This window comes from Cupriavidus sp. H18C1 (assembly GCF_049311595.1).
Classification (GTDB): domain Bacteria; phylum Pseudomonadota; class Gammaproteobacteria; order Burkholderiales; family Burkholderiaceae; genus Cupriavidus; species Cupriavidus cauae.
This window is the reverse complement of sequence record NZ_CP186008.1, coordinates 1,191,311-1,217,776: the sequence shown is the minus strand read 5'-3', so window position 1 is coordinate 1,217,776 and position 26,466 is coordinate 1,191,311. Positions and strand designations below refer to the sequence as shown.

Here is a 26,466-nt window from a genome sequence, read left to right as displayed (position 1 = left end):
CATGCGCCTGCTCTATTTCGCTCCGGTTCCGATGGCCAGCTACTGGCAGCGGCCCCATTATTTCGTCCACCACATGGTGACGAACGTGGACGCCGAAGTGCTGTGGGTCGATCCTTATCCGACACGGTTACCGCGCCTCGCCGACTTCGCGCTGTTGCGCAAGGCATCCGTTGCGCGGCATGTCCCCGTGAATCGCGTTGCGACACAGCGGGCAGGCGGGCTGCCCATCGAGCCCCTTGCGGGTTCGGAGCTGATCAATCAATTCTTCTGGCGTGTGGCCTGGCGGCGATGCGAGCAGTTTTGCTCGCGAGGACCGACTGTCGTCGGTGTCGGCCGGCCGTCGAAACTGGCAGTGCGCGCTTTGCGAACCTTCGACGCGAAATGCCGTTTTCTAGATGCCATGGACGACTATCCGCTGTTCTACCAGGGGGATATCGCGACGAAGCATGTCCCGGGTGGAACGGCAGATCGCCGATATGGTTGATGTGGTGATCTGCTCGGCCCCCGGCCTGAAGCAGAAATTTCTGAGGATGACGGCGGGAAAAGCCGCGGTGGACGTGGTTCCGAACGGCTACGACATGAGCAGGCTCCCACCCGCCGAGTCCTGTACGCGACGGGCCGGCGCCGCGATCGGATTTGTCGGCACCATGGGCGAGTGGTTCGATTGGGACCTTGTCGTGGAACTCGCGCGGGCCCTGCCGGAGCAACAGGTGCAGTTGATCGGCCCGGTACGCAGCCGGGCTCCGTCCTTGCCCCCCGAACGTTCGCGTCTCTCCGGAATGCACGATGCATGAAGCGATCGAACATTGCCGGACCTTTGCGGCCGGCTTGATCCCATTCAAGATCAACGCGCTGACTGCATCGGTCGATCCTATCAAGTTCTACGAACTGCGGGCCCTTGGCGTGCCGGTGTGGACATCCGCCTTCGGAGAAATGCGGCGTCGTATCGAGGGCGGGCAGGCCGAACGGATCGAAAAGGGCATGGATTGGCGCTCGCTGTGGGCGCGAACCACCCGTCAGTCACCCTCGGCAAGCGACATCGCGCAGTTCCGCGAGCAGCACGATTGGCAGGGCCGCTTCAACCGCGCTGTCACGCTGCTTAGATCGAGGACGCGGGACTGATACTCCGGCCCTTCGCGTCTGGCTCGGCGAGAAGCGTTGCCCATCGCCCGCCGATCTCGCGTTCTTCGTACCCCGCGGCGAATGCCCGGCCCGCTTGCCCCATTGCCATGGCGCGATTCGGCTCGCGAATGATCGTGCAAACCGCGGTACCGAACGCCGCGGCATCGTCCGGAGGGACGACGATCGCCACCTCGCGGCCGCTCAACAACTCCCTGGGCCCCGTTTCGCAATCGGTGGACACGACGGGCAATCCGAACGCCATGGCCTCCAGCAACACGAGCCCGAAGCCTTCATAACGAGACGGAAGACAAAACAGGGACGCCTGCCGATACAGGGGTTCCAGCTCCCTTCGTGCGGGCAGGAAGCGGACGCATTGCTGCAGACGCAATTGATCCCGCAGCCTCACCAGTTCATCGCGCAGCTCTCCATCGCCGACGATATCGAGCTGCCAATCGGGATACTGTCGATGGACGAGCGCCCATGCATGCAGCAGGACGTCGAAGCCTTTGGCATGGGTGAGGCGCCCGACCGCCAGGGCCACATTCGACGTCGCCGGCACCGTCTCGCATGGCATGGGAAGCGGCAACGCGTTTGGAATGACCACGACGTTCCGGCACCGAAGCGCGGCTTCCCATTTGCGGCGATCACGATGGGTCAAGACGACGACATGCTCGCAAGTCCGAACCGCCAACCGCCGCGCCAGCCGTCGTGCCCGCCGTCCCAGGTCCTGGTCGAAGTTGCAGTGCTCCCAGGCGATGCGCCGTACGCCGAGGCCGATGCATGCCGGCAGCGCAAACAACGTCAGCATCGTATCGACCTCGATCAACACCTCGATCCGATGCCGCTTCAGATACCGGCGAATACCGAGGACCGTCGACAGATACCGCGTCCTGAACGAAGGCCGCTGCGCGAACAGCGCATCGTGTCGCACCGCCGGTTCGAGTTCGAAACAGCTCGCGGCGTCCCACAGGCTCAGGATATGCACCGTGTACCCCCCGCCGCGCAAGCTCGTTGGCGATCACCGCGGTCATGCGCTCGGCGCCGGCGAACGCGTTCAGCGTTCCGGTCAGGAAGCACAGGGTCGGCTTAGTGCTCATGCGCTGCCCTTGCCGTTTGCAGGAACGCAGCCGTCCGGCAGCGCCACCACAGCGCGAGCCCGATGACGACCGCGAATCCGTTGGCCAACGCATACCCCGCAACCGCCCCCCAGATGCCATAACGCGGCACCGCGATCAGGTCGAAGACCAGGATCATCGCCAGCGTGCCGGCCCATTTCAGCGCGACCCATTCGGGCTTGCGCAGATACACCGGCAGCAGGGTCAGGCCGACATCGACGAACACCAGCGCGGTGGCGAATGCGGCGACGCGCAGCAGCCCGACGGCCGCGCCGAACTGTTCGCCATAGAGCAGATGGATGATCCAGTCGGCGGCAGCGGCAATCACCGCTGCGCCGGCCAGGCCCACCGCGCCGAGCAGCAGCGCCAGGCGTCCGACATTGCGTCGTGCCGGGACGGGATCCGCTTGCCCGTAGACATAGACCGGCGCGGCGCCGGCCGCGATGATGGTGGCGGCGGCCGCGTAGTTGTCGAGGATCTGCATCGTCGCGGCATAGGCGCCGAAGTCGGCGAGCGGCACCAGCGGCTGCAGGATCAGCTGATCGACGCGACGCGCGGCCATCATCATCATGAAGCTGGCCCAGAACAGCGTGCCGCCGCGCAGCAGCTGGCCCGCCAGCGTGGAATCGACGGCGATGCGCCGGTGCGGTACGCGGCTCAGGTAGTAGCCGGCAAGCAGCAGCGCCAGCACTACCGCCTCGACCGCAAAGGCGCTGGCAAACGCCGGTGCGGCGCGGCTGCCGGCGGTGAACAGCAGCGCCACCATGCCGGCCTTGAGGGTCAGCGAAATCAGGCTGAACACGGTGGCCGGCCGGTTGTTGGTATGCGCCTGCATCCAGGCACCGACCACGCCAAACGGTTCGCGCAGCAGGATCGCGATGCCGAGCAGCAGCGCCACGGCCCAGACCTCTGCGGCGGCGCCTGCCACGGCCAGGTAGCCGCACATCAGCGCATAGCCGAGCAGGCCGCCGAACGCGCGCAGCACGAAGGCATGCGCGAGCAGGCGATGCTGCGCCGCGCTGGCGGAATCGGCGACCAGCCGCGGCACCACCACTTCGCTGCCGCAGATCAGCGCGACCGACGCCGCGATCGTGACCACGGCCTGGGCAAACTGGAAATGCGCGAAACCTCCGGGGCCGAGCGCACGCGCCAGCATCGCGACGATGGCGATGCCGGTGACGACCTGCAGCCCGCGCTCGGTCAGCATCCACAGCAGGTTGCCGGCGACGCGTCTGCGCATCAGGCGGTCCCCATGCGTGCGCCCGCCGTGTCAGCGGCGAGCGCGGCGTAGCGGGCCAGCCATCGGTCCGCGATGGCGTCGAGGCCGAGCGAATCCGCGATATGCCGATGCCTTGCCGTTTCCTGTGCCAGGTCGCCGCGCCCGTCGCGGAGTGCGCGGGAGAGGGCGGCCGCCAGTGCGTCGGCATCGCCGCGCGGTACCACCTGCCCAAAGCCGTCGACCATCTGCGCGACACCGGCCGCATCGGTCGCCACCACCGGGCAGCCGCAGGCCATCGCTTCGCCGACCACCAGCGGCATGCCCTCGATGTCGGACGACAGCGCAAACACGTCCGCCGCATTGAGCAGGGCCGGGACGTCGGCGCGCGTGCCGAGCAGGCGTACGCGGTCGCCAAGGGACAGGGCGGCAATGCGGCGTTCCAGTGCGGCGCGTTCGGGGCCGTCGCCCGCGATCAACAGCTGCGCGGACGCCAGTGACGAAGGCAGCCGCGCGAAGGCTTCCAGCAGCAGCGTCTGGTTTTTCTCGGGGACGAGACGGCCAACATGAAGCAGCAGCGGTGCCGCCGCATCAAAGCCCAGCTCCGCGCGTTTCTCCGCCCGCGTCGCGCCATCGGGCCGGAACCGTGCGGTATCGATGCCATTGGGCATCACCGCGATGCGCGCTGCCGGCACTGCGCCGGCCGCAATCATTCTTTCGCGGCCTTCGTCACTGACATGCGTCGTCAGGCGAGCCCAGCGATCGGTCAGCCGGTAGGCCAGCATGCGCGCCGTGCCGCCCTCGCGTGCGCTGTGCGCGGTGCAGACCAACGGCGGCATGGCGCGGGCCGGATCCGTAGCGATCAAGGCGCGGCCGAACAGGTTGGCATGGACCATATGCGCGTGGATCACGTCCGGCCGCCAGTCCCTGACGAAACGGCGCATCTGCCGCAGCGCCCGCGCCATCGACCACGGCGTCTTGCGCATGGCGAGGTCCAATGTCTCGATGCCGGGCGGCAACGCGACTTCGCATCCCGGCGTCAGGCTGGCCACCGCCACCGCATGGCCGAGCGCATCGAAGCGGCGCGCGAGCGCGGCGACCTGCTGCTCGGCGCCGCCAAGGCGCAGGCCGGTGGTCAGCAGCAGGATGCGCATCGGCGACCGCGGGGACTCTGGCAGCTGCGGCAATGCCACATAGGCGGAAGATGCCGACGCGAAGGGCGAGCCAGTCGACCCCAACGAACGGGCCGCATCCGGCGACAGCCCCGGCACCGGCGCCACGCCTTGCTCACGCGCCCGCATCAACGCGCCCCGTATCCGGTCAGCAGCGTTCGCACCGTCTTCACCGCCACCAGCAGGTCCAGCGCGAAGCTGCAATGCTTGACGTAATACAGGTCGTAGCTGAGCTTGGTGACGGTCTCCTCATGCGTACCGGCATAGCCCTGCTGGACCTGCGCCCAGCCGGACAGCCCCGGCCGCACCAGATGCCGGTACGGGTAGTAAGGGATCGTGTCGGCGAAGCGCTCGACCATCGGCACCTGCTCCGGACGCGGTCCGATCAGGCTCATGTCGCCGGTCAGCACGTTCCACAGCTGCGGAATCTCGTCGAGCCGGTATTTGCGGATCACGCGGCCGACGCGCGTCACGCGCGGATCGCGCCGGGCGGCGAAACGCGCGGTGTCCTGCGGCGCGGTTTCCATGCTGCGGAACTTCAGCATCGTGAACGGCTTGCCGAGCAGGCCGACCCGGCCCTGCCGGAACAGCGCCGGGCCGGGCGAATCGAGACGGATCGCCAGCGCCACCACCAGCGCCGCGGGCAGCGCCAGCGGCGCCAGGCACAGCACCGTCGCCACATCGATCAGGCGCTTCAGATAGCCGTAGAAATAATGCGCGGCATGATCGTCGAGGAAGTTCTCGTCGATATGGTCGAGCCCCAGCCGCCCGGTCAGCATCTCGCCCACGCGCTCGACCGAGTAGATCCGCACATGGCTCATCTTGTAGCGCGCCAGCAGCCGCGTCCGTTCCGGATCGGCGGCGGCACTGCGGTCGAGCATCAGGCCATCGCAATGCACCGCTTCCTCGATCGAGCCGATCGGCTCGAAGCGGGTGCGTCCCGGCGGCAGCGCGCCGGGCATCGCCAGCAGCTGCTGCAGCTGCGCGAGGGCGGCGGGGTCGGTGTAGCCGAACACCGGCACGTAGTTCTGCACGTAGCGCCGGTAGCCGGCCCAGATCCACGCCAGCGTGGTCAGGTAGCCGAGCAGCAGCGCGCCGCGCGAGTACGGGATCTGGAAGGCGGCGAAGGCGAACAGCAGCGCGACGAAGGGCAGCGTCGCCGCGAGGCCGACCAGGCTGTTGCCTTCCATCGCCGGCAGATGCAGCGAGCGGTGCAGCAGCACGAAGGCGAGCAGGTAAGGCGCGATCGACCACAGCAGCGTGCGCGGGAACACGTGCGTCACGTAGCCGGCCTGATGCGCCGCCTCGGCCAGTCCCATGTTGAGCGCGAACGGCAGCAGGCCGAGCAGGGCCCAGCCGAGCATACGGCTGGCGCGGCGCATCGTTTCGGGCCGCGGGCGCGGATGGCCAGGGCGGGGCGGGCGGTGCCCGATGCCTTGTTCATGCGCATCGCCTCAGGCCCTGTCCCGCGCGAGCGGCGCGGTGGCCGGCGTGGCGCTGGGCAGGTGTTCGCGATAGATCGACCAGGTCGCATCGGCCATCGCCGCCACGCCATAATGCAGCGCCCAGCGTTCGCGTGCGGCCGTGCCGAGCGACGTGCGCAGCGTGGCATCGCCGGCCAGGCGGGTCAGCGCATCGGCCAGCGCCGTCACGCTGCCTGGCGCGCACAGCAGCCCGCAACGGCCATCGTCGAGTTGCTCGCGAATGCCGGGCAGGTCGGTGGCGACGACCGGCAGGCCGGCGCGCATCGCTTCGAGAATGGACAGCGGAAACCCTTCATGGTCGGAGGCCAGCACGAAGGCCTGCGCCGATGCCAGCAGCGCGGGCACCGCGGCGACGTTGCCGGTAAACACCACTCGGCCGGGTGCGAGGCGTTGTGCCAGCGCTCGCATGGCGGGCAGTTGCGGGCCATCGCCCGCAATCACCAGCTCGCAGCGGGCCAGCGCGCCATCGCCACGTCCGGCGCGTTCGGCGCGTTCGACCAGCTCGACCAACTTGGCGAACGCGCGGATCAGCAGATCCGGCCGCTTCGGCGCCGCAAAGCGCGCAACCATCACGATGCGATGCATCGGCGCGCCGGGCTCGGCGCGTTCCGGCACATCGGCAATGCCGTTATGGACCACGGCGATCCGCCGCGCCGGCAGCGGCAGCTTGCGGGCCAGTTCGCGCTCGGCCTGGGCCACGCAGATCAGCCGTGCGGTCAGCGGAGCCAGCAGCCATTCCGCGACGCGGGCGGCGAGCCGCTGGCGGCGGGGCGCGGCCGGCTTGAAGCCGAAGCCGTGCACGGTATAGACGACCGGGATGCCCAGCAACCAGCCGGCGATGCGGCCCAGGGCGCCGGCCTTGGCGCTGTGCGCGTGGATCAGGTCCGGATCGGCCTGCCGCAGCGCCTGGATCAGCTCGCGCAGCGCCGCGATCGCGCGCAGCGGCGACAGTGCGTTGTCGAGCAGGGACAGCCGGATCGTGCGCGCGCCCAAGGCCTCGGCGGTCGGCAGCAGCGGACCGTCGCCGCCGGCCAGCACGATCGCTTCCACACGGTCGCCCAGTGCCTCCAGCAGCGTGGCCACATGCGCCTGCGCGCCGCCGATCTCCGAATTGGTGATCAGGTAGGCGATGCGGGGCCGCGCCGCCTGCACCGGATCCGCCGGCGAGGCGGAGGGGGGACGGGGGCTGGGGTTCAGACCGACGCAGGGACCAATGCAGGGACCAACGCAGGGGCCAAGGCAGGGCCTCACGCAGGGACCGGCGCTGAGACCGGCGCGCCGGAGAATGGGGAAACGAGCGCGGCGACAGGGGCACGGTGGCAGGAGGGCGCGATATCGGAATGGCGGCGGGCATGGCGGCGGGCGGCGCAGCAAATCGTGCGTGCGATGGCGTGTGTCAGGACACCGAACTGCCCGGCCGAACCGATTATAACTGCCGTGCCTGATCGCAATCCGGCAAAATACAGGTTTTGGCGCGCCGTTCCGGGCACATCACGGGGACCACGAAGTCCCATGGTTCCATGCCTGCGGCGGGGCGCCCGCTCCCTTCACTTCCAGGAAGCTGCATGCAAATCGACTCCTCCATCTTCAAGGCTTACGACATCCGCGGCATCGTCGGCAAGACCCTGACCCGCGACGTCGCCCGTGCCATTGGCCTGTCCTTCGGTTCCGCTGCCGCCGAGGCCGGCGAGACCGCGGTAGTCGTCGGCCGCGACGGGCGCCTGTCCGGACCGGACCTGCTGTCGGCGCTGGTAGAGGGCCTGCGCGCCGCCGGCATGGACGTGATCGACCTCGGCATGGTCGCCACGCCGATGGTGTACTTCGGGACCAATATCGAGCTCGCCGGCCGCCGCGCGACCTCGGGGATCATGGTCACCGGCAGCCATAACCCGCCCGACTACAACGGCTTCAAGATGGTGCTGGCCGGCAAGGCGATCTACGGCGAGCAGATCCAGGGCCTGCGCCAGCGCATCGTCGACGAGCGCTTTGCCAGCGGCGCGGGCGCTTATCAAGAGGTCGACATCCGCCGGCAGTATCTGGACCGCATCGCCAGCGACGTCAAGCTGGCGCGGCCGATGAAGATCGCCCTCGATGCGGGCAACGGCGTGGCCGGCGCCTTCGTCGGCGATCTGTTCCGCGCGCTGGGCTGCGAAGTGACCGAGCTGTTCTGCGACGTCGATGGCAATTTCCCCAACCACCATCCGGACCCCGCGCATCTGGAGAACCTGCAGGACCTGATGCGCTGCCTGCGCGAGACCGACAACGAGCTGGGCCTGGCCTTCGACGGCGACGGCGACCGGCTCGGCGTGGTCACCAAGGACGGCCAGGTCATCTTCCCCGATCGCCAGCTGATGCTGTTCGCGCAGGAGATCCTGTCGCGCCATCCGGGCCAGCAGATCATCTACGACGTCAAGTGCACCGGCAAGCTGGCCCCGTGGATCCGCGAGCATGGCGGCGAGCCGCTGATGTGGAAGACCGGCCATTCGCTGGTAAAGGCCAAGCTGAAGGAAACCGGCGCGCCGATCGCCGGCGAAATGAGCGGCCACGTGTTCTTCAAGGACCGCTGGTACGGCTTCGACGATGGCCTCTATACCGGCGCGCGCCTGCTGGAGATCCTGTCGCGGCACGACGATCCGAGCGCGGTCCTGAACGCGCTGCCCAATTCGATCTGCACGCCGGAACTGCAGCTCAAATGCGCCGAGGGCGAGCCCTTCACGCTGCTCGACAGGATCCGCGCCAATGCGAAGTTCGAGGGCGCGCGCGAGGTCATCACGATCGACGGCGTGCGCGTCGAATATCCCGACGGTTTCGGGCTGGCCCGTCCGTCGAACACCACGCCCGTGGTGGTGATGCGCTTCGAGGCCGATAACGACGCCGCGCTGGCCCGCATCCAGGCGGAATTCAAGCGCGTGATCCTGGCCGAGAAGCCGGATGCCCAGCTGCCGTTCTGAGCGGATGCCGGTCGATCCGGCAGTACCGTTGCAGGACAGCGCCGCCCCCGAGGCGATCGAAGCCGCCGGCATGCCGCGCCCGCTGGGCGTGCGCATGCCGGAGCGGCCGCGCATCCTGGTGGTCAAGGTGTCCTCCCTCGGCGATGTCGTGCACAACATGCCGTTGATCCACGATCTGCGCGCGCGCTGGCCCGGTTGCGAGATCGACTGGGTGGTCGAGGAGGGCTATGTCGATCTGGTGCGCCTGCTGCCGCAGGTGCGGCGCGTGATTCCGTTCGCGCTGCGGCGCTGGCGCAAGGGCCTGTTCTCGGGCGCGGTGTGGACCGAGCTGGGCGCGTTCCGCCGCGCGCTGCGCGAGGACGCCTACGACGCGGTGATCGAGACGCAGGGGCTGCTGAAGACCGCGGTGGTCTCGCGCATCGCGCGCCGCCATGCGGGCGCGCCGGTGATCGGGCTGGCCAATGCGACGCAGGGCTCGGGCTACGAGCCGGCGGCGCGGCTGTTCTACACCGCTCCGGTCCAGGTCCCGCTGCAGACCCATTCCGTTCGTCGCTCGCGCCTGCTCGGTGCCGCGCTGACCGGCGTGGCCCCGGCCGAGCCGCCGCGTTTCTTCGGCGACGAGGCGCGTGTGCTGCATGCCAACGATCCGCTGTGGTCCGATCTGCCGACGCGCTACGCGGTCTGCTTCCATGCGACCGCCGGCGCGAAGAAGCGCTGGCCGCTGGAACACTGGCATGAGCTGGGCCGGCGCCTGTTCGCCGAGGGCCTCGCGGTGATGCTGCCCTGGGGCAACGAGGCCGAGCGTCATGCCGCCGAGCGCATCGCCGCCGGCGTGCCGGGCTCGCGCGTGCTGCCGCGCTTCACGGTGATGCAGGGCTTCGGCCTGATCAATCGCGCCGAACTGGTGGTCGGCGTCGACACGGGGCTGGTGCATATCGCCGCGGCGCTGTGCCGGCCGACCGTGGAGATCTATACCGCGACCTGGCGCTGGAAGACCGAGGGCTATTGGTCGCCGCGCATCGCCAATGTCGGCGACGACGGCGAGGCGCCGACGGTCGAGGAAGTCCACGCGGCGGCGCGCCGCGTGCGTGGGCTCGGACGGGAAGGCTGATGCTGTTGCGTGTTCTGTACAACCTGGCCTGGGGTTTGATCCTGCCGGCCGCGCTGGCGCGGCTGGCGTGGCGCGCGCGCAAGGAGCCCGGCTATCTCCGGCATGTCGGCGAACGGCTCGGGCGCTACGACGCGCTGCCGACGCAAGGCCCGTGGATCTGGGTCCATGCGGTCTCGGTCGGCGAGACGCGCGCCGCGCAGCCGCTGATCGCGCGGCTGCTGGCGGCCTATCCCGGCCACCGCATCGTGCTGACCCATATGACGCCGACCGGCCGGCAGACCGGCGCCGAACTGTTCGGCAAGGAGCCGCGGCTGGTGCAGTGCTATCTGCCCTACGACGTACCGGCGCTGGTGCGGCGTTTCCTCGCGCATTTCCGGCCGGAGGCCGGCATGCTGATGGAGACCGAGGTCTGGCCGAACCTGGTGCGCGGCGCGCGCCTGGCCGGCGTGCCGCTGTACCTGGTCAATGCCCGGCTGTCGCCGCGCAGCTTTCGCCGTACCGCCCGCTTCGGGCGCGCCGCGGCGGCGATGTATGCGGACTTCACCGAGGTACTGGCGCAGACCCAGGGCGATGCCGAGCGCTTCCGCGCGCTGGGCGTGGCGGCGGTGCGCGTGACCGGCAACCTGAAGTTCGACATGCAGCCATCGGACGAGCAGATCGAGCGCGGACGACGGCTGCGCCGGGCCTTCGGCACGCGGCCGGTCCTGGCGGCGGCGAGCACGCGCGAGGGCGAGGAGGCGATGCTGCTCGACGCGCTGTCGCGCTGGCGCAAGCTGTGCGGCGAGGTGTGGGGCCAGGGTTCGGACACGATGCGTCCGCCGGCGCTGCTGCTGGTGCCGCGCCATCCGCAACGCTTCGATGCGGTGGCGGCGATGGTGACGCAGACCGGCTTCACGTTGCAGCGCCGCAGTGCGCTGGGCGAAGGCGGGCTCGATCAGCCGATCGAGGCCGACGTGCTGCTGGGCGACTCCATGGGCGAAATGGCCATGTATTTCGCGGCATCGGATGTCGCCTTTATCGGCGGCAGCCTGCTGCCGCTGGGCGGCCAGAACCTGATCGAGGCCTGCGCGGTCGGCACGCCGGTGCTGATCGGCCCGCATACCTTCAACTTCGCCCAGGCCACCGACGATGCCATTGCCGCGGGCGCCTGCCTGCGCGTCGACAGCGCCGAGCAACTGATGCATACCGCCGCGGTGCTGTTGTCCGATCGCGAGCGGCTTTCTCGCATGCAGACGCAGGCCCGCGCCTTTGCCGGCGAGCACCGCGGCGCCACCGCGCGCACGGTCGAGGCGCTGGTGCCCGCGCTGCCGGCGCCGGCCCCAACAGGCAAGGCCGGCGACGCGGCCGATGGGCCCGCCCCGGCGGAAGGTCAGGGCACTCGCTGATCCCGGCCGCGTCAAACCGATTGCGTACACTTGCCGGGCGTCCCCCTGTGGGCGCGTCCGGCATTCTCTTTGCTTCGGGACGCATCATCGTCTTCGATGCGTCCCCCCCAACCCGAGGAGCGAACCGATGTCTCTGTCCTTCCGCATGGGTACCGCAGCCGCGGCAGCAGCGCTGCTCGGCGCCGCGATGACCGGCTGCGCCACCGCGCCGGCCCCCGATTCGCCGTCGGCGACGCCGACCCTGAGCGAGACCCGGCCCGGCGGCCCCAGCCGCTGGGAGCTGGTGCGCTGGCAGATGCCGGACGGCTCGCTGAAACAGATCCCGCATGGCGATAACGGCGAGCCGGTGCTGTTCGAGTTCAACGCCGGCATCGACGCGGCGCAGGGCACGGTGACGGGCAACACCGGCTGCAATCGCATGACCGGCAGCTATGGCAAGACCGACAGCGGCATGCGCTTCGATCGCATCGCCAGCACGCGCCGCGCCTGCCCGCCGCCGTTGATGGAGGTGGAGAGCAGCCTGCTGAAGGCGATGCAGTCGCCGTTTACGACGGTCGGCACGCAGCCGTCGGCCGGCTCCACGGGCCGCCAGATCATCTGGAAGACCGCGGGCGGCGATCTGCTGCATTTCGTCGAACGCGAGGGCGTGGGCCGCCGCGGCGATCGGCTCGATGGCCAGCAAGGGCAGGGCCAGCCAGGCCAGTCAGGGCAACCGAGCCAGTCTCAGGCCGCCGCGTCGGGCGTCGAGAAGACGGTCTATGTGGATGCGCAGCGCGTCGAATGCACCGGCGTCGGCAAGCAGACCTGCTATCGCGTCCGCGACGATCCCAAAGCCCCGTGGCAGCTGTGGTACGGGCCGATCGAAGGGCTCGACTTCGAGCCTGGCATCGCGTACACGCTGCGCGTGCGCGAGTACCGCGTGCCCAATCCCCCGGCCGATGCGTCCGCGATCCGGTGGGAGCTGCTGGAGGTACAGCGGCGTACGCGGGTGAATTGAACGGAAGCGGGCTCTACCGATGGGGTGAGTGAACCACTCTCCCCTCTCCCCGGCTGGGCGCCATGCCCGATGTCATACATCATTCAGTTCGGTTCGATAGCGAAATCGGCGTCGGCGTCCTCGAGAGGGTGTTCGACAAGAAATACCTTCAAGGCGCCATCGACGCGGCGTTGCCAACCCCTTGCCGCTGGAGCGGAACACGGCAAGGACTTCGGGCGACAGCCGCAGGGAGACATGTTGCTTGGTTTGCGCCTGCTTGGGCCGGCCCCGGCGTACCAGGCGCTTTCCCTCGTAGAGATCGGCTTCGCGGAAGAAGTGGGCATCCAGTTCAGGCGCATCGTCAGACTCGAGCGAGTGCTGCCTGGTAGTGCGCTTGTTCTCTTGCATTTGCCTTCCTCATGCTGATGATGCGTCGCGTCCTGCCGCGGGGCGTCCACACGATGACGACCACGCGTTGGTCCAGTGTTCCCACCGAGATGAATCGCGGTTCTCCATAGTCCTGTCGGCCATCAGCGCGCGTGAAGTGAAGGCCATCGAATACCTTCGAACATTCGGCGAAATCCAGCCCCCGTTCGGCGAGCGTACGTTCCCGCTTCGCGGCGTCGAAAGACAGTGTCAAGGCCATTATAGCGGCGGATGGGTGAATTTATGTAGCACAAAAATGTGCCAAGGAGATCAGAACCTGGGAGTTGGGACGCGTGGAGAAATGCCATGGCGCGCGCCCATGGCGGATTGAATCGCGAGAGGGGGATCGCCGCTTTGCCGATGCGGCGCGAACGGAAGAAATTCGGCCATCGGCATTGCACCGATGGCCGTGGATCGATTTGCGCTAGCCGCGCTTTGCCGTCCGCGCCGGCTTCGCGCCCGGCGCGGCGGCCTTCGGCGGCTCGGGCAGCTTGTACATCGAGCCCGGCGGCAGGGTCAGCAGCGTGTTGATCTGCACCAGGTCCTCCTCGCTCAGCGAGCCGGTGGCGGCCTTCAGGCGCAGGCCGTTCATGATGGTGTCGTAGCGGGCGCGGGCCAGGTCCCGGCGGGTCGAGAACAGTTGGGCCTCGGCGTTCAGCACGTCGATGTTGATGCGTACGCCGACCTCGTAGCCGAGCCGGTTCGACTCGACCGCGGTCTGCGCCGAGCGTTCGGCCGCTTCCAGCGCGCGCACCTGGGCCAGTCCGTTGGACACGCCGGAGAAGGTCTGCCGCGCGTTCTGCGCGGCGGTGCGGCGCGCGAATTCGAGATCGCTGGCGGCGCGGTCGGCCAGCGCCAGCGTTTCGCGCGCACGGGACTGGATCTGGCCGCCGGCGTAGAGCGGAATGGTCAGCTGCACGCCGATCTGCGCGCTGTTGTAGCGGCTGGCGACGTTGATCTGCTGCTGGATCAGGCCCGACGAGTCCTGATAGCCGTAGGAGGCCACCAGATCGACCGAGGGCAGATGGCCCGCGCGCGCCTTGTTGTATTCGCGCTGCGCGGTTTCGAGGTTGTAGCGGGCGAGGCTGACCTGCGGGTTGGTCTGCTCGGCCTGCTGCGCCCAGAGATTGACGTCGGCCGGCTGCGGGCCGGGGATATCGGCGGCGGGGCGCAGCCCCATCAGTTCGTCGACCGGCCTGCCGGTGATCTGCTGCAGCGTGGCGCGCCGGACTTCGAGTTCGTTCTGCGCGGCGATCTCCGTCGAGACCGCGAGGTCGTAGCGGGCCTGCGCGTCGTTGGTATCGGTGATGGTGGCGGTGCCGACCTCGAAATTGCGCTTGGCCTGTTCGAGCTGCTCGGCGATCGCGCGCTTCTGCGCGCCGGCCAGATACAGGTTGTCCTGCGCGGCCAGCACGTCGAAATACGCCTGCGAGGTGCGCGTGATCAGGTCCAGCTGCGCCTGGCTGAAGGTGACTTCCCCCGCCAGCGCGGCCAGTTCGCCCTGCTTGTAGGTTTCCCAGCGGTCCCAGCGGAACAGCGGCTGGGTCAGTTGCAGCGCCCAGTTCTTGTTGTTCAGGAAGCGGTTGGCGTCGATCGGCGCGCTCTGGTCGATCTTGGTGCGCGTGACACCGGCCACGCCGTTGATCTGCGGCAGCAGGCCGGCGCGGCCCTGCGGCAGGCGTTCCTGCGAGGCGGCAAGCTGGGCCCGCGCGCTCGCGAACTGGGCGTCGTTGGACTGCGCTTCGCGATAGACCTGCAGCAGGTCGGCCGCGCTGGCCGGCAGGGGCAGCAGGGCGGCCAGGCACAGCGCCAGCGCCAAGCCGGAGACGGCGCGCGATGGCGCGTGCGGAAGCCGATCGCGCCGACCCCACGTCGGACCACCCGACACACCAATCGGCACACCATTCGACGCAACATTCGACGCAACATTCGACGCAACATTCGACGCAACAGCATGCGCGGCACTCCGCGCGGGACACAGCGCAAACCTCATGACGTCTCCAGCTTGTCGGACGCGGCGCGGCCGACGGTTAGCGTCCGCTCAGTACTTCGGCATCGCGGGATCGACCTGCTCGGCCCAGGCATGCACGCCGCCGCTCAGGTTGTAGACCTTGCCGAAGCCATGCTGCCGCTCCAGGAAGTTGGCTACCTGCATGCTGCGGCCGCCGTGATGGCAGACGCAGACGACCTCGGCGTCCGGGTCCAGCTCGGCCGCGCGGGCGACGATCTGCCCCATCGGGATATGCGTGATGCCGGGCAGCGCGCAGGTCTGGACTTCCCAGTCCTCGCGCACGTCGAGCAGCACCGGCTTGGCGCGGCTGGCGTCGCCCAGCCATTGGGACAACTCGGTGGCGGTAATCTGCTGCATGGTGGTTTTCCGGCTCAGAACTGGAAGCGCGACGGCGCCTTGGCGCCGGTCAGCGGGGCGACCGCGGTCTCGAACAGATTGACGGTCTGGTATTCGGTGTCGGACACGCGCGTGATCAGCTGCGCCTCCATCACCGGCAGCGTGCCGACGAAGGCGGCGATGCGGCCGCCGACCTTGATCTGCGACAGGATCGCCTCGGGCACCACCGGCAGCGAGCCGGAGATGCAGATCACGTCGTAGGGGGCGCCGGTGGGCCAGCCTTCGGCGGCGTTGCCTTCGGCGACCTCGACATTGACGATGCCGGCCTTGGCCAGGTTATCGCGGGCCAGTGCGGCCAGCTCGGGGCGGATGTCGACCGTCAGCACGTGGCGGGCGCGATGGGCCAGCAGCGCGGCCATGTAGCCGGAACCTGCGCCGATCTCCAGCACGTTCTCGTGCTTGCGCACGCCCAGCTCCTGCAGCACGCGGGCCTCGACGCGCGGGGCCAGCATGTTCTGGCCGCCCGGCAGCGGGATTTCCGTATCGACGAAGGCCAGCGCCTGGTACGCCGTGGGCACGAATTGCTCGCGCTTGACCACGGCCAGCAGGTCGAGGATTTCCTGATCCAGCACGTCCCAGGGCCGGATCTGCTGTTCGATCATGTTGAATCGGGCTTTTTCGAGGTCCATCTTGCCTTCCTTGCTATGCCAACCGCTATCTGTTTCGTGTTCCGGCCGCGCGGTGCCAGGGGCCGGGGAATTCCGTCAAACCCGACATTTTAACTCCCCGGCGTGACGCCGGGGCATCCGACCGGAGCGGGGGCCGGGCGCCCGGCACCGCCGGGCCGGGCCGTCATTCCGCTCGTCATTCCGCTCGTCATTCCGCGCTCGCCGGCCGCCCTGAGGCGGGCAGGGGGGGCTTGGTGGGCTCGTGGCCCTGGTCGTGGCCTCGCTCGTGGTCCTGCTGGCGGTCCGCCGGGGCCACTGCCTCGGCCCCGCCCTGCGTGCCCTCAGTTGCCGCCTTGCCGCGCCAGCGCCGGGCCAGCCAGCCGCCAAAGTCGTCCAGGTAGGTGTAGATCACCGGCACCACGACCAGCGTCAGGATCGACGAGGTGATGATGCCGCCGATCACCGTCTGCCCCATCGGCGCGCGCTGCTCGGCGCCCTCGCCGAGGCTGAAGGCCAGCGGTACCATGCCGAAGATCATCGCCAGCGTGGTCATCAGGATCGGGCGCAGCCGCACCCGCGCCGCCTCGACCAGCGCGGCCTCGCGCGACAGCGGGGCCTTGCCGTGCTCGCCGCGCCGGGCCTGGTTGGCGAAGTCGACCAGCAGGATCGCGTTCTTGGTCACCAGCCCCATCAGCATGATGAAGCCGATGATCGAGAACATGTTCAGCGTCGAGCCGAACAGCAGCAGCGCCGCGAACACGCCGATCAGCGTCAGCGGCAGCGAGGTCATGATGGCGATCGGCTGGAAGAAGCTGGCGAACTGCGAGGCCAGGATCATGTAGATGAAGATCACCGCCAGCGCGAGCGCCGACACCGCATAGCCGAACGATTCGTTCATCGACTTGGTCGAGCCGCCGAAGCGGTACTTGTAGCCGACCTGCCAAGTCATGCCGTCGAGCGCCTGCTTGATGTCGCGCGCGACCTCGCCCTGCGAGCGGCCCGCGGTATTGGCGGTCAGCTCGACCTCACGGTTCAGGTCGCGGCGGCTGATCTGGTTGGCGCCGGTGGTGGGCACCAGCTCGGCGATCTGGCGCAGAGGCACCATCCGGGGCGAACCGTCGGGGTTGGTCTGCGTGCTGGCGATCATCAGCGCCGACAGGTCCGCCATGCCGGTGCGCGCGTCCTTCGGCAGCCGCACGCGCACGTCGTAGTTCTCGTCGTCCGGCGCGCGCCAGCTGCTGATGGCGTCGCCCGCCAGCAGTGGCCGCAGCGCGTTGCCGATCTGCGTGATGCCGATGCCCAGGTCGGAGGCGAGCTCGCGGCGGATGCGCACTTCCACGGTGGGGCGATCGTCCTTCATGCTCGAATCGAGATCGACCAGGCCGGGAATCGCCCGCATCCGGCGCGACGCTTCCTCCGACAGCCGCTTCAGTTCGCCCAGGTCGTCGCCCTGCAGCGACACCTGGATCGCCTTCTGCCCGCCGGCGCCGTCGGGCATGCCGACCATCGTCAGCGTGATGCCCGCGATGCGGTTCATCCGCTCGCGGATCAGCGGATTGAGCTGCGTGGTGGTCCGCTCGCGCTGCTTGCGGTCGACCAGCCGCACCGACACCAGCGCGTTGTTGCGGCCCGAGGTATTGCCGGCATTGATGGTGGCGTAGGTGTAGGCCACTTCCGGGAATTCGCGCAGCGCGGCCTCGACCTGCCGCACCTTGGCTTCGGTGACCTCGAGCGCCGTGCCGACCGGCGTGGTGAAGCCGATCTGGGTCTCGCCCAGGTCCGCGTTCGGCACGAATTCGGTGCCGATCAGCGGCACCAGCGCGAAGCTGCCGAAGAAGGTCACCACGGCGATCAGCGCGGTGGCCAGCCGATGTTTCAGCGCCCAGCCGAGCATCGCGCCATAGCCGTGGCCGAGCGCGTCCATCCGCGCCGAGAACCAGTCCAGCAGCCGGCCGATGCTGCGTCCGTACCAGCTGCGCTTGTTGCCGGTACCGTGCAGGTCGGGATCGTGCCAGACCGACGACAGCATCGGGTCCAGCGTGAACGAGACGAACATCGAGATCATCACCGCGGCCACCACGGTGATGCCGAATTGATGGAAGAAGCGGCCGATGATGCCGCCCATGAAGCCGACCGGCAGGAACACCGCGACGATCGAGAACGTCGTCGCCAACACCGCCAGGCCGATTTCCTCGGTGCCGTCCAGCGCCGCCGCGCGGTGGTTCTTGCCCATCAGGTTGTGCCGCACGATGTTCTCGCGCACGACGATCGCATCGTCGATCAGCAGGCCGACGCACAGCGACAGCGCCATCAGCGTGATCACGTTCAGCGTGAAGCCGAACAGGTACATCACGCCGAAGGTGCCGATCAGCGCGATGGGCAGCGTCAGGCCGGTGATCACCGTGCTGCGCCACGAGCCGAGGAACAGGAAGACGATCGCCACCGTCAGGAAGGCGCCTTCGAGCAGCGTCGAGCGGACCTCGTCGACGCTGCGCCGGATGCCGCGCGCGCTGTCGTTGATCACGGTCAGCTGCACGCCGGCCGGCACCAGCTTGCGCACCTCGTCGGTCATGCGCACCAGGCCGTCCACCGTATCGACGGTGTTCTGCCCCTGCGCCTTGACCACCGACAGGAACAGCGCGCGCTTGCCGCCGAGCAGGGCCAGGCTCTCCTGCTCCTGCTCGCCGTCGCGCACCTCGGCCACCTGCTCGAGCGTGACGGGCTGATTGCCGCGCCGCGCGACGATGATCTGCCTGAACGCGGCCGGATCGACCACGCGGCCCTTGATCTGCACCACGGTCTCGGTCGCCGAGGAGCGCAGCTCGCCCGCCGGCAGCTCCTGGTTCTCGTTGCGGATCGCGGTCATCACCTGGTCGACGCCGATGCCCAGCGCCTCCAGCTGGGCCGGCCGGATGCGGATCTCGATCTCGCGCTTGGTGCCGCCGACGATGCTGATCGCGCCGACGCCGCGCACCGTCTCCAGTCGCTTGCGCACGATCTGGTCGGCGATGGTGGTCAGCTCGCGCTGGCTGCGCGCGGAGCCGGGGGCGTTCGATACCGACAGATGGAAGATCGGCGCGTCGGACGGGTCGTAGCGCAGCACGCGCGGTTCCTCGACCTCGTCGCGGAACTGCGGCCGGATCAGCGCGATCTTGTCGCGCACGTCCTGCGCGGCCTGGGCCACGTCGACGCTCAGGTCGAACTTGATCACGACCACCGAGGTGCCCTGGTACGAGTGCGAGAAGATCTCGTCGATGCCGGAGATCGTATTGACGATCTCCTCGACCTTGCGCGTGACATCGGACTCGACCGACTCGGGCGGCGCGCCCGGGTACTCGGTCTGCACCACGACGATCGGGAAGGTGATGTCGGGAAACTGGTCGACCGGCAGCCGCTGGTACGAGAACAGCCCGATCACGATGAAGGCCAGCATCATCATGGTGGCCATCACCGGGTTGCGGATCGATAGACGCGTGAACCACATATCGGGCGCTCCGCTCGTTCAGGCCTTGATCAGGCGAACCTGACTGCCGACCCGCAAGGTGCCGAGATTGCTGCGCACGACCTGTGCGCCGCTCGCCAGGCCTCGGGCGATCTCGACCAGCCCGGTGCTGTCGTCGCGAATGCCCAGTTCCACCGGCCGCTCGGCCAGCATGCCGTTCTCGATCACATAGACGAAGGCGCGCTCGCCCTCGGTGCGCACCGCGGTGATCGGCACCGACACCACGCCGGCGCGCTGTCCCAGCACCAGTCCGCCTTGCGCGAACATGCCGGCGCGCAGCCGGTGCTCGGGGTTGTCGACGCGGACGTAGACCATGATGCTCCGCGTGCCCTGCGTGACGGCCGGATTGATCCGCACCAGCTTGCCCTCGAACTGGCCCGCGCCCTCGACGTCGAGCTGCACCGGCTGGCCGATCGCCACGCGGCCGACATCGGCCATCGGCACCGGCGCCTCCAGCTCGAGGATGCGCAGGTCCACCACCTCCAGCAGCGCGGTGTCGGGCGACACCTTCTCGCCCGGCTGCACCGAGCGCACCGCAACCATGCCGTCCAGCGGCGACTTGACCACCGTGTCGGCCAGCGCCTTCTGCGCGACCGCCAGCCCGCCCTCGGCCGCATCGAGATTGGCCTTGGCCACGTCGAGCTCGGACTGGAACTTGTCGAAGGCGGTCTTCGAGATGAAGCCGCGCCCGACCAGGTCGCGATTGCGCTCATAGCTCCGTCGCGCGTTCTCGTACTGGCCGCGCTGGGCCAGCATCTGCCCGCGCGCCTGCGTGACCTTGGCCTGGTATTCGGTCGGATCGATGCGCACGATCACCTGGCCGGCGCGCACCGGTTCGCCCTCGCGCACCAGCACGTCGCGCACCTCGCCCGAGACCTTGGCCTTGACGGCGGCCTGGTTCAGCGCGCGCAGGCTGCCGGACAAGGGCAGGGTCACGCGCAGATCGTGCGCCGCGGCGGCGACCACATCGGCCTGCAGCAGCTCGATGACATTGGCCGCCGGGGCAGCGGCCACCGCGGTGGGCTGCTTGCTGCCACTGGCCTTGCGCACCATCGCGCCGGCGCCGACCAGTACGGCCAGGCCCAGCACCACGAGCAGCAGCTTGTTACGCGAGATCTTCATCGTCAGGGGCGCGGCCGGTGCGGCGGCGCTTCGGTTTCGGTTCGGGAGTGGCCGCCGGGGCAGGGCGGCCGTTTGCGCGTGCGGTGGGGCGCGCCTTGGTGCGCGCGGTGCTGCGTACGGTGGTACGTGCGCTGCCATGTACCGTGATGGACGGCGAGCCATCGGCGGGCGCGTCGCCCTGCAAGCGGGCTTGCTGCTGCATCTCGTCGCGGATCTGTTCCCAGACGTAGGGGCCGGCCTGCGGCGGCAGCGGGGTATCGCGCGCGGCCCCGGCGGTCAGGCCGAACAGCAGCACCTGCAGCAGGTTGTCCAGAAACGCCTCGGGATCGATGTCGACGTCCGAGCCGATGCGGAACGCGCGCTGCCACAGCATCAGGAACACCAGCGGAGCGCAGATCAGCGTGGTGGTCGGATTGGCCGGCAGCGCGCGGAACTCCCCCGCGGGCGACGCCGCGCGCCAGCACGCGCGCGAACAGCTCGTCGCCGGGCACCATCACTTCCTCGTGGTAGAAGCGCGCGATATCGGGGAAATTGGCCGATTCGGCCATGATCAGCTTGGTCAGGCCCGCCACCGGCGTGGCGCCGATCAGGCCCCACCAGCCGCGCAGCAGTTCGCGCAGCAACTCCGGGGTCGAACCCTCGTAGCTGTCGACCAGATCGGTGCCGCGCACCAGCGCCGGCACCAGGTTCTCGCGCACCACGGTCTTGAACAGTTCCTTCTTGTTGGCGAAGTACAGATAGACCGTGCCCTTCGACACCCCGGCCGCCGCGGCGACGTCCTCCAGCCGCGTGGCCGCGTAGCCGCGCTCGACGAAGAGTTCGAGCGCGGCCGCCACCAGCTCCTGCGGGCGGGCGGACTTGCGGCGCGACCAGCGCCGCGCTTCGGGGGCGCTGTCGTTTGCACCTTCGTTGGCACCTTCGTTGGGGCCAACGCGGGCATCGAGGCGTGGGACTTGGGGTGGATTCACTGCAGGAGAGCGCCGCGCCAGGACGGGCGGCGAAATAAATAACCGATGGGTCAGTAATGTAGTGTGCGCCCCGGGGAGCGGTCAAGCGCGGTGCCGGGATGTGGGCGGGAACACAGGCCAGCGCGGTGCGGTGGTGCACAATGGCGGCTTTGGCGCTCCCGGCCAGGCCGCGCCCAAGCCGTTCTGAACCATTGCGATGTCCTGTCAGTCTGACGTTTCCTGCCGTGCCGGTTGCGGCGCTTGCTGTATCGCGCCGTCGATCGCCTCGCCGCTGCCGGGCATGCCGCACGGCAAGCCGGCCGGCGTGCCGTGCGTGCAGCTGCTGCCCGATATGCGCTGCGCGGTGTTCGGCCGCCCCGAGCGGCCCGCCTTCTGCGGCGGCCTGCGGCCGTCGGCCGAGATGTGCGGCGAATCGCGCGAGGCGGCGCTGCACTGGCTGACGCAACTTGAGGTCGCGACCGCGCCGGCATCGGCCCGCGGCGCCTGACCGAACCTGGAGACCTGTGGATGGCCACGATTTCTCGCCGGCGCTGGCTGGCGGCCTGCGGCACCGCCGCCCTGACAGTCTGGCTGGCCGGCTGCGGCTGGGTCGGCAATGAATACACCTTCTCGCAGAGCCAGCTGCAGGCGGGCGCTCGAGCGCAAGTTCCCGTTCAGCCAGCGCTACATGCAGCTATTCGACATCCAGCTGGCCAACCCGCAGCTGCTGCTCGATCCGCAGCGCAATCGCGTCAGCATCACGTTCGACGCCACGCTGGACAACCGGCTGTTCTTCCGCGAGGCGATGAAGGGACGGTTCGCGCTGGACAGCGCGTTGCGCTACGACCCGACGACGCGTTCGCTGGTGCTGCAGGACCCCGAGGTCAAGCAGTTCGACGTGGCCGGATTGCCGCAGCAGTACTCGCGCCAGTTGAACGCACTCGGCGGCATTCTGGCCGAGCAGCTGCTGCAGGACTATCCGCTCTATACGTTCAAGCCCGACGAGCTCAAGTTCGGGGGCACGCGTGTCGAGCCCGGTACAATCACCGTGCTGCCGGACGGCATCAACGTCAAGATCAATCGTCCGTAGCAGCGCAGAACCATTCATGGCGAGGCCGGCGTTCGCCCGGCCTTCGCGGGGCGGCATGGTCGTGCCGCCCTGGGTCGTCCCCCGGTATCAACGCTATTCGCTAATTACGCGTGCTCGTGTGGCTGCGCCAATGCGCCGGCCGGCGGGCGCCTTGTCCCTGAATCGCTCCAATCGTCCGCACTCGCATGGATATTGCCATCGCCCTCAAAGCCCTGATCCTCGGCATCGTCGAAGGACTGACCGAGTTTCTCCCGATCTCCAGCACCGGGCACCTGATCCTGGCTGGCGAGCTGCTGAACTTCAACGACGAGAAGGGCAAGATCTTCGAGATCGTGATCCAGTTCGGCGCGATCCTGGCCGTGTGCTGGGAATTCCGTCGGCGCATCGTCGACGTGGTCGGCGGGCTCGCCACCGAGCCGCGCGCGCAGCGTTTCGCGATGAACGTGATCATCGCCACGGTGCCGGCGATCGCGCTGGCTTTCCTGCTCGGCCCCTGGATCAAGGCCTATCTGTTCAACCCGATCACGGTGGCGACCGCGTTCATCGTCGGCGGGCTGGTGATCCTGCTGGCCGAATGGCGCGAGAGCCGGCGCGGGCAGGTCTCGCATCCGCAGGGCAATGCGCTGCTGGAAGCGGCCAAGGCCAGTGCGCCGCGCATCGAATCGGTCGACGACATGAACTGGCGCGACGCGCTGAAGGTCGGCATCGCGCAGTGTTTCGCGCTGGTGCCGGGCACCTCGCGCTCGGGCGCCACCATCATCGGCGGCATGCTGTTCGGACTGTCGCGCCAGGTGGCGACGGAGTTCTCGTTTTTCCTGGCGATTCCGGTGATCTTCGGCGCCAGCGTCTACGAACTGTACAAGGCGCGCAACCTGCTGTCGGCCGACGACATCGGCGTGTTCGCGATCGGCTTCGTGTTTGCCTTCCTGTCGGCCTTCCTGTGCGTGCGCTGGCTGCTGCGATTCGTCGCGACGCACGACTTCAAGCCGTTTGCCTGGTATCGGATCGTGTTCGGCGTGCTGGTGCTGGCGACGGCGCAGCTCGGCATCGTGGCCTGGCACGGTTGATCCGGCGCAGGTCCGTCGGAGGTTTGCTTTCCTCTCCCGCTTGCCGGGGAGGGGCCGGAAGAGGCGCAGGGCAGAGGGGCAGGGCAGAGACGCCGGGGCGGTTTGAGACCGCCTCGCTCTCCCCCGGCCCTCTCCACCTGAGAGAAGAGCGGGAATACCGCCAGCTTCCCGAAGCGCTCAGCTTCCTCTCATCCCCCGCTTGCGGAACACCACGTCCCACACACCGTGTCCGAGCCGCAGCCCGCGCCGCTCGAACTTGGTCACCGGCCGGTAATCCGGCCGCTCCGCGAAGCCGCCGGGCGCGTCCGAGGTATTGGCCAGCGTCGGCTCGCCCGACAGCACCTCGACCATCTGGTGCGCGTATTCCTCCCAGTCGGTCGCACAGTGCAGATAGCCGCCGGACCTGAGCCGGCTGGCCAGCAGCTTGACCAGCGGCGGCTGCACCAGCCGGCGCTTGTTGTGGCGCTTCTTGTGCCAGGGATCGGGGAAGAAGATGTGCACCCCATCCAGGCTTTCCTCGGTCAGCATGTGGGCGACCACTTCGACCGCGTCGTGCTGCAGGATGCGGATATTGTCGATGCCCCGTTCGCCGATCAGCTTGAGCAGCGCGCCCACGCCGGGCTCGTGCACCTCGCAACCGAGGAAGTTGTCCTGCGGCCGCAACTGCGCGATATGCGCCGTCGTCTCCCCCATGCCGAAGCCGATCTCCAGGATCGATGGCGCCGCGCGCCCGAACGCGGCCTGCCAATCCAGCGGCTGGCCGGTGTAGGGCAGCACGAAGCGGGGGCCGAGCTCGTCGATGGCGCGCTGCTGGCCGGTCGAGGTCCGCCCGGCCCGGCGCACGAAGGAGCGGATGCGGCGGGGATGGGCGACGTTGGCGGCGGGATCGCCAGCCGTGCCGGCCGGCTCGTCGTCGGGCACGGTGGCCTCGGTCGGGATGGGATCGTCGGGAAACATGGCAACAAAAAGGCCGCCGGGCGATTCACCGTTCGGAACGACGCGGTGTCGGAGGGGCGGCCAGAGAATGATGGGTTCCGTGGGCCAGTGGCCGGTGCCTGGTGGAGCCGGGCGGCCAGCGGCAAGCGCGTATTCTAGCGCAGTGCCTCCCCATTCGGGCCGCGCCGCGGGTCGCCACCTGTTGTGACGATATGGGCGCTTTCAGGCAAACAACGCCCGATCCATGAGCGGATACGACGCGATTTGACGCGATTCCTCCGATATTGAGCGGATTCGAGCTAATATGACGCGATTCGAGCAGATCGGGAGAGTCAATGCCGCTGAAGGACGACATCCGTGCCGCGCTACGGCGACATGGACAAACCGGCCAACCATGGGCGAGTTCCCCCCGTGCTGGCCGCAGAGGTAGGAGCAAGCGGTTCGACCGTCAGGCGCCACCTTGACGACCTGGTCCGCAGCGGCGCGGTATTGAAGGACGGTCGAGCCCGGGCGACGCGTTATCGACTCGCGCCGGGCGTATCTGAGCCGTCGCCGACCACTGCACATCAGGCCCCCAGCGATGGCCCGGCCTGGACAGAGGAAAGCAGGGGAGTGCGCAAACGGGTGCTGCGCCCGCTGGGTACCCGCGAGCCGGTCACTTATCAGCGGGCCTTCGTCGACGACTATGTGCCGAATGTCAGTTCGCTGCTGCCGCCATTGCTCGCCGCATCGCTGGCCGAGCAGGGCCGCATGCAAGGCCAGCAGCCCGCCGGAACGTACGCGCGCCAGGTGCTGGAACCGTTGCTGATCGATCTGTCCTGGTCGTCCTCGCGCCTGGAAGGCAACCGCTATTCGCTGCTGGCCACGGAACAATTGTTCAAGAGCGGCACGGCGGGCGGCGACCTGGATGCCGTCATGCTGCTCAATCACAAGGCCGCGATCGAGTTTCTGGTCGATGCTGTGCCCGAGTACGGGCTGACCACCGTGCTGGTCAGAAATCTGCACGCCATTCTGATGCGCGATCTGTTGCTCGATGCCAGCGGGCTTGGCGGCATTAGACGCAAGGTCGTCAACATCAGCGACACGACGTACATACCGACCCAGGTGCCCGACCTGCTGGAAGAGATGCTGAGGCACATCGTGGAAAAGGCGCGCAGCGTGAAGAACCCGGTCGAAGCGTCATTCTTCCTTTGGGTCAATCTCGCGTACCTCCAGCCATTCGAAGACGGCAACAAGCGCACCAGCCGGCTGTCGGCCAACATCCCCTTGATGCTGTACAACTGCGCGCCGCTGTCGTTCCTGGACATCGAGGTGCAGGACTACGCGTTGGCAATGATGGGCGTCTATGAGCACCGCAACGTGGCGTTGGCCGTCGATCTCTTCGAGTGGGCCTATCGGCGTTCGATCCGCAAATACGCCGTCACGCTGGAAGCGATGGGTGTTCCCGACCCTGTGCGGCTCCAGTTTCGCGAAGCGCTGAACGAAGCGATCGGGCGCGTGGTGCGGGACCGCCAGACCTGTGAAGAAGCGATCGCCGCCATGTCGCTGCCAGACGAACAGGTCGATGTCTTCCGCCCCTTGCTTGCCGCGGAACTGCGCACGCTCGACCTTCACAACTGCGCGCGGTATCGCCTCACGTTGCGACAGGTCGAGCAATGGATTGCGGCAGGCCGGCCTCAGTAGCGAATCAAGGCGCCAACGTTGCGCTGTCGCGCCACTGGAAGCCTTCAGGAAGGGCAAGCGCGCACTGGCGCAAGACGAGCGCGGCCTTGACCGTTCGCATGCTTACGGACAGCGCTTTCCGGATCGGACCAGGGGAGGGACTGCAG

Annotated in this window: 22 protein-coding genes and 3 pseudogenes; 11 read left to right on the top strand and 14 right to left on the bottom strand. The window is 68.4% G+C overall.

Annotation, left to right across the window (positions count from 1 at the left end; genetic code table 11):
• The first annotated feature begins 1 nt into the window (after position 1).
• The 3 genes from OJJOAM_RS05795 to OJJOAM_RS05785 are packed head-to-tail and all read left to right on the top strand — an operon-like array spanning position 2 to position 1,122.
• On the top strand, positions 2–484 hold the full coding sequence (locus OJJOAM_RS05795; protein WP_422649170.1) for a hypothetical protein: 483 nt from the start codon (positions 2–4) through the stop codon (positions 482–484).
• A complete protein-coding gene (locus OJJOAM_RS05790) occupies positions 447–794 on the top strand; it encodes a hypothetical protein (RefSeq protein ID WP_422649169.1) in 348 nt (115 codons plus the stop codon). Before OJJOAM_RS05795 ends, OJJOAM_RS05790 begins: the two co-directional genes overlap by 38 nt.
• Entirely contained in the window at positions 787–1,122 is a 336-nt protein-coding gene (locus OJJOAM_RS05785; protein ID WP_422649168.1) for a hypothetical protein, read from the top strand. Before OJJOAM_RS05790 ends, OJJOAM_RS05785 begins: the two co-directional genes overlap by 8 nt.
• Here OJJOAM_RS05785 and OJJOAM_RS05780 read toward each other — a convergent pair.
• The 5 genes and pseudogenes from OJJOAM_RS05780 to OJJOAM_RS05760 form a co-directional block, all read right to left on the bottom strand.
• On the bottom strand, positions 1,100–2,107 hold the full coding sequence (locus tag OJJOAM_RS05780) for a glycosyltransferase family 4 protein (protein ID WP_422649167.1): 1,008 nt from the start codon (positions 2,105–2,107) through the stop codon (positions 1,100–1,102). The two genes, OJJOAM_RS05785 and OJJOAM_RS05780, sit on opposite strands and share 23 nt — an antisense overlap.
• Positions 2,108–2,208: 101 nt before the next feature.
• Positions 2,209–3,477: a lipopolysaccharide biosynthesis protein gene (locus OJJOAM_RS05775; protein WP_422649166.1), complete on the bottom strand. Its 1,269-nt coding sequence runs from the start codon at positions 3,475–3,477 to the stop codon at positions 2,209–2,211.
• The gene (locus OJJOAM_RS05770; RefSeq protein WP_422649165.1) at positions 3,477–4,607 is read right to left on the bottom strand and encodes a glycosyltransferase; all 1,131 of its coding nucleotides are present in this window, start codon (positions 4,605–4,607) and stop codon (positions 3,477–3,479) included. The genes OJJOAM_RS05775 and OJJOAM_RS05770 overlap by 1 nt, the downstream gene beginning before the upstream one ends.
• 146 nt (positions 4,608–4,753) lie before the next feature.
• Positions 4,754–6,069: pseudogene (locus tag OJJOAM_RS05765) on the bottom strand (exopolysaccharide biosynthesis polyprenyl glycosylphosphotransferase).
• A 10-nt stretch (positions 6,070–6,079) separates the two neighbouring features.
• On the bottom strand, positions 6,080–7,261 hold the full coding sequence (locus tag OJJOAM_RS05760) for a glycosyltransferase family 4 protein (protein ID WP_422649164.1): 1,182 nt from the start codon (positions 7,259–7,261) through the stop codon (positions 6,080–6,082).
• A 413-nt stretch (positions 7,262–7,674) separates the two neighbouring features.
• On the opposite strand from OJJOAM_RS05760, the gene OJJOAM_RS05755 reads away from it, so the two are divergent.
• The 4 genes from OJJOAM_RS05755 (at position 7,675) to OJJOAM_RS05740 (ending at position 12,553) form a co-directional block, all read left to right on the top strand.
• On the top strand, positions 7,675–9,060 hold the full coding sequence (locus OJJOAM_RS05755) for a phosphomannomutase/phosphoglucomutase (RefSeq protein ID WP_422649163.1): 1,386 nt from the start codon (positions 7,675–7,677) through the stop codon (positions 9,058–9,060).
• Complete coding sequence (gene waaC / locus OJJOAM_RS05750) at positions 9,041–10,171, top strand: lipopolysaccharide heptosyltransferase I (protein ID WP_422649162.1); 1,131 nt, start codon at positions 9,041–9,043, stop codon at positions 10,169–10,171. The genes OJJOAM_RS05755 and waaC overlap by 20 nt, the downstream gene beginning before the upstream one ends.
• 2 nt (positions 10,172–10,173) lie before the next feature.
• Complete coding sequence (waaA, locus tag OJJOAM_RS05745) at positions 10,174–11,556, top strand: lipid IV(A) 3-deoxy-D-manno-octulosonic acid transferase (protein WP_422649509.1); 1,383 nt, start codon at positions 10,174–10,176, stop codon at positions 11,554–11,556.
• Between the two features lie 127 nt (positions 11,557–11,683).
• Entirely contained in the window at positions 11,684–12,553 is an 870-nt protein-coding gene (locus OJJOAM_RS05740; RefSeq protein WP_422649161.1) for an META and DUF4377 domain-containing protein, read from the top strand.
• A gap of 72 nt (positions 12,554–12,625) precedes the next feature.
• Here OJJOAM_RS05740 and OJJOAM_RS05735 read toward each other — a convergent pair whose 3' ends face one another.
• The 8 genes and pseudogenes from OJJOAM_RS05735 to OJJOAM_RS05700 all read right to left on the bottom strand — a co-directional run.
• Complete coding sequence (locus OJJOAM_RS05735) at positions 12,626–12,940, bottom strand: BrnA antitoxin family protein (protein ID WP_422649160.1); 315 nt, start codon at positions 12,938–12,940, stop codon at positions 12,626–12,628.
• Positions 12,894–13,178: a BrnT family toxin gene (locus OJJOAM_RS05730; protein ID WP_422649159.1), complete on the bottom strand. Its 285-nt coding sequence runs from the start codon at positions 13,176–13,178 to the stop codon at positions 12,894–12,896. The genes OJJOAM_RS05735 and OJJOAM_RS05730 overlap by 47 nt, the downstream gene beginning before the upstream one ends.
• A gap of 204 nt (positions 13,179–13,382) precedes the next feature.
• A complete protein-coding gene (locus OJJOAM_RS05725) occupies positions 13,383–14,777 on the bottom strand; it encodes a TolC family outer membrane protein (protein ID WP_422649158.1) in 1,395 nt (464 codons plus the stop codon).
• A 222-nt stretch (positions 14,778–14,999) separates the two neighbouring features.
• On the bottom strand, positions 15,000–15,326 hold the full coding sequence (locus OJJOAM_RS05720; protein WP_149317758.1) for a rhodanese-like domain-containing protein: 327 nt from the start codon (positions 15,324–15,326) through the stop codon (positions 15,000–15,002).
• Between the two features lie 14 nt (positions 15,327–15,340).
• Entirely contained in the window at positions 15,341–15,994 is a 654-nt protein-coding gene (locus OJJOAM_RS05715) for a protein-L-isoaspartate O-methyltransferase family protein (protein WP_422649157.1), read from the bottom strand.
• A 187-nt stretch (positions 15,995–16,181) separates the two neighbouring features.
• The gene (locus OJJOAM_RS05710) at positions 16,182–19,457 is read right to left on the bottom strand and encodes an efflux RND transporter permease subunit (protein ID WP_422649156.1); all 3,276 of its coding nucleotides are present in this window, start codon (positions 19,455–19,457) and stop codon (positions 16,182–16,184) included.
• A gap of 18 nt (positions 19,458–19,475) precedes the next feature.
• Positions 19,476–20,528, bottom strand: a complete 1,053-nt coding sequence (locus OJJOAM_RS05705; RefSeq protein WP_422649508.1) for an efflux RND transporter periplasmic adaptor subunit — start codon at positions 20,526–20,528, stop codon at positions 19,476–19,478.
• Positions 20,529–20,757: 229 nt separating this feature from the next.
• Positions 20,758–21,601: pseudogene (locus OJJOAM_RS05700) on the bottom strand (TetR/AcrR family transcriptional regulator); the annotation flags it as partial.
• Between the two features lie 160 nt (positions 21,602–21,761).
• Here OJJOAM_RS05700 and OJJOAM_RS05695 point away from each other — a divergent pair.
• The 3 genes and pseudogenes from OJJOAM_RS05695 (at position 21,762) to OJJOAM_RS05685 (ending at position 23,701) form a co-directional block, all read left to right on the top strand.
• Positions 21,762–22,052 carry a YkgJ family cysteine cluster protein gene (locus OJJOAM_RS05695; protein ID WP_422649155.1) on the top strand — a complete coding sequence of 97 codons (291 nt, stop codon included), beginning with the start codon at positions 21,762–21,764 and terminating at the stop codon, positions 22,050–22,052.
• A 20-nt stretch (positions 22,053–22,072) separates the two neighbouring features.
• Positions 22,073–22,634: pseudogene (locus OJJOAM_RS05690) on the top strand (DUF1439 domain-containing protein).
• Positions 22,635–22,819: 185 nt separating this feature from the next.
• Entirely contained in the window at positions 22,820–23,701 is an 882-nt protein-coding gene (locus OJJOAM_RS05685; protein ID WP_174106749.1) for an undecaprenyl-diphosphate phosphatase, read from the top strand.
• Positions 23,702–23,878: 177 nt separating this feature from the next.
• Here the strand turns inward: OJJOAM_RS05685 and trmB are convergent, their stop codons facing one another.
• A complete protein-coding gene (gene trmB / locus OJJOAM_RS05680) occupies positions 23,879–24,658 on the bottom strand; it encodes a tRNA (guanosine(46)-N7)-methyltransferase TrmB (RefSeq protein WP_422649154.1) in 780 nt (259 codons plus the stop codon).
• Between the two features lie 336 nt (positions 24,659–24,994).
• On the opposite strand from trmB, the gene OJJOAM_RS05675 reads away from it, so the two are divergent.
• The gene (locus tag OJJOAM_RS05675; protein WP_422649153.1) at positions 24,995–26,320 is read left to right on the top strand and encodes a Fic family protein; all 1,326 of its coding nucleotides are present in this window, start codon (positions 24,995–24,997) and stop codon (positions 26,318–26,320) included.
• The last annotated feature ends 146 nt before the right edge of the window (positions 26,321–26,466 follow it).

Coding starts and splice junctions, on each gene's coding strand:
- OJJOAM_RS05795 (WP_422649170.1), top strand. CDS start 2: ATGCGCCTGCTCTATTTCGCTCCGGTTCCGATGGCCAGCTACTGGCAG.
- OJJOAM_RS05790 (WP_422649169.1), top strand. CDS start 447: ATGTCCCGGGTGGAACGGCAGATCGCCGATATGGTTGATGTGGTGATC.
- OJJOAM_RS05785 (WP_422649168.1), top strand. CDS start 787: ATGCATGAAGCGATCGAACATTGCCGGACCTTTGCGGCCGGCTTGATC.
- OJJOAM_RS05775 (WP_422649166.1), bottom strand. CDS start 3,477: ATGCGCAGACGCGTCGCCGGCAACCTGCTGTGGATGCTGACCGAGCGC.
- OJJOAM_RS05770 (WP_422649165.1), bottom strand. CDS start 4,607: ATGCGCATCCTGCTGCTGACCACCGGCCTGCGCCTTGGCGGCGCCGAG.
- OJJOAM_RS05755 (WP_422649163.1), top strand. CDS start 7,675: ATGCAAATCGACTCCTCCATCTTCAAGGCTTACGACATCCGCGGCATC.
- waaC (WP_422649162.1), top strand. CDS start 9,041: ATGCCCAGCTGCCGTTCTGAGCGGATGCCGGTCGATCCGGCAGTACCG.
- OJJOAM_RS05740 (WP_422649161.1), top strand. CDS start 11,684: ATGTCTCTGTCCTTCCGCATGGGTACCGCAGCCGCGGCAGCAGCGCTG.
- OJJOAM_RS05735 (WP_422649160.1), bottom strand. CDS start 12,940: ATGCAAGAGAACAAGCGCACTACCAGGCAGCACTCGCTCGAGTCTGAC.
- OJJOAM_RS05730 (WP_422649159.1), bottom strand. CDS start 13,178: ATGGCCTTGACACTGTCTTTCGACGCCGCGAAGCGGGAACGTACGCTC.
- OJJOAM_RS05720 (WP_149317758.1), bottom strand. CDS start 15,326: ATGCAGCAGATTACCGCCACCGAGTTGTCCCAATGGCTGGGCGACGCC.
- OJJOAM_RS05715 (WP_422649157.1), bottom strand. CDS start 15,994: ATGGACCTCGAAAAAGCCCGATTCAACATGATCGAACAGCAGATCCGG.
- OJJOAM_RS05710 (WP_422649156.1), bottom strand. CDS start 19,457: ATGTGGTTCACGCGTCTATCGATCCGCAACCCGGTGATGGCCACCATG.
- OJJOAM_RS05705 (WP_422649508.1), bottom strand. CDS start 20,528: ATGGTGCGCAAGGCCAGTGGCAGCAAGCAGCCCACCGCGGTGGCCGCT.
- OJJOAM_RS05695 (WP_422649155.1), top strand. CDS start 21,762: ATGTCCTGTCAGTCTGACGTTTCCTGCCGTGCCGGTTGCGGCGCTTGC.
- OJJOAM_RS05685 (WP_174106749.1), top strand. CDS start 22,820: ATGGATATTGCCATCGCCCTCAAAGCCCTGATCCTCGGCATCGTCGAA.
- trmB (WP_422649154.1), bottom strand. CDS start 24,658: ATGTTTCCCGACGATCCCATCCCGACCGAGGCCACCGTGCCCGACGAC.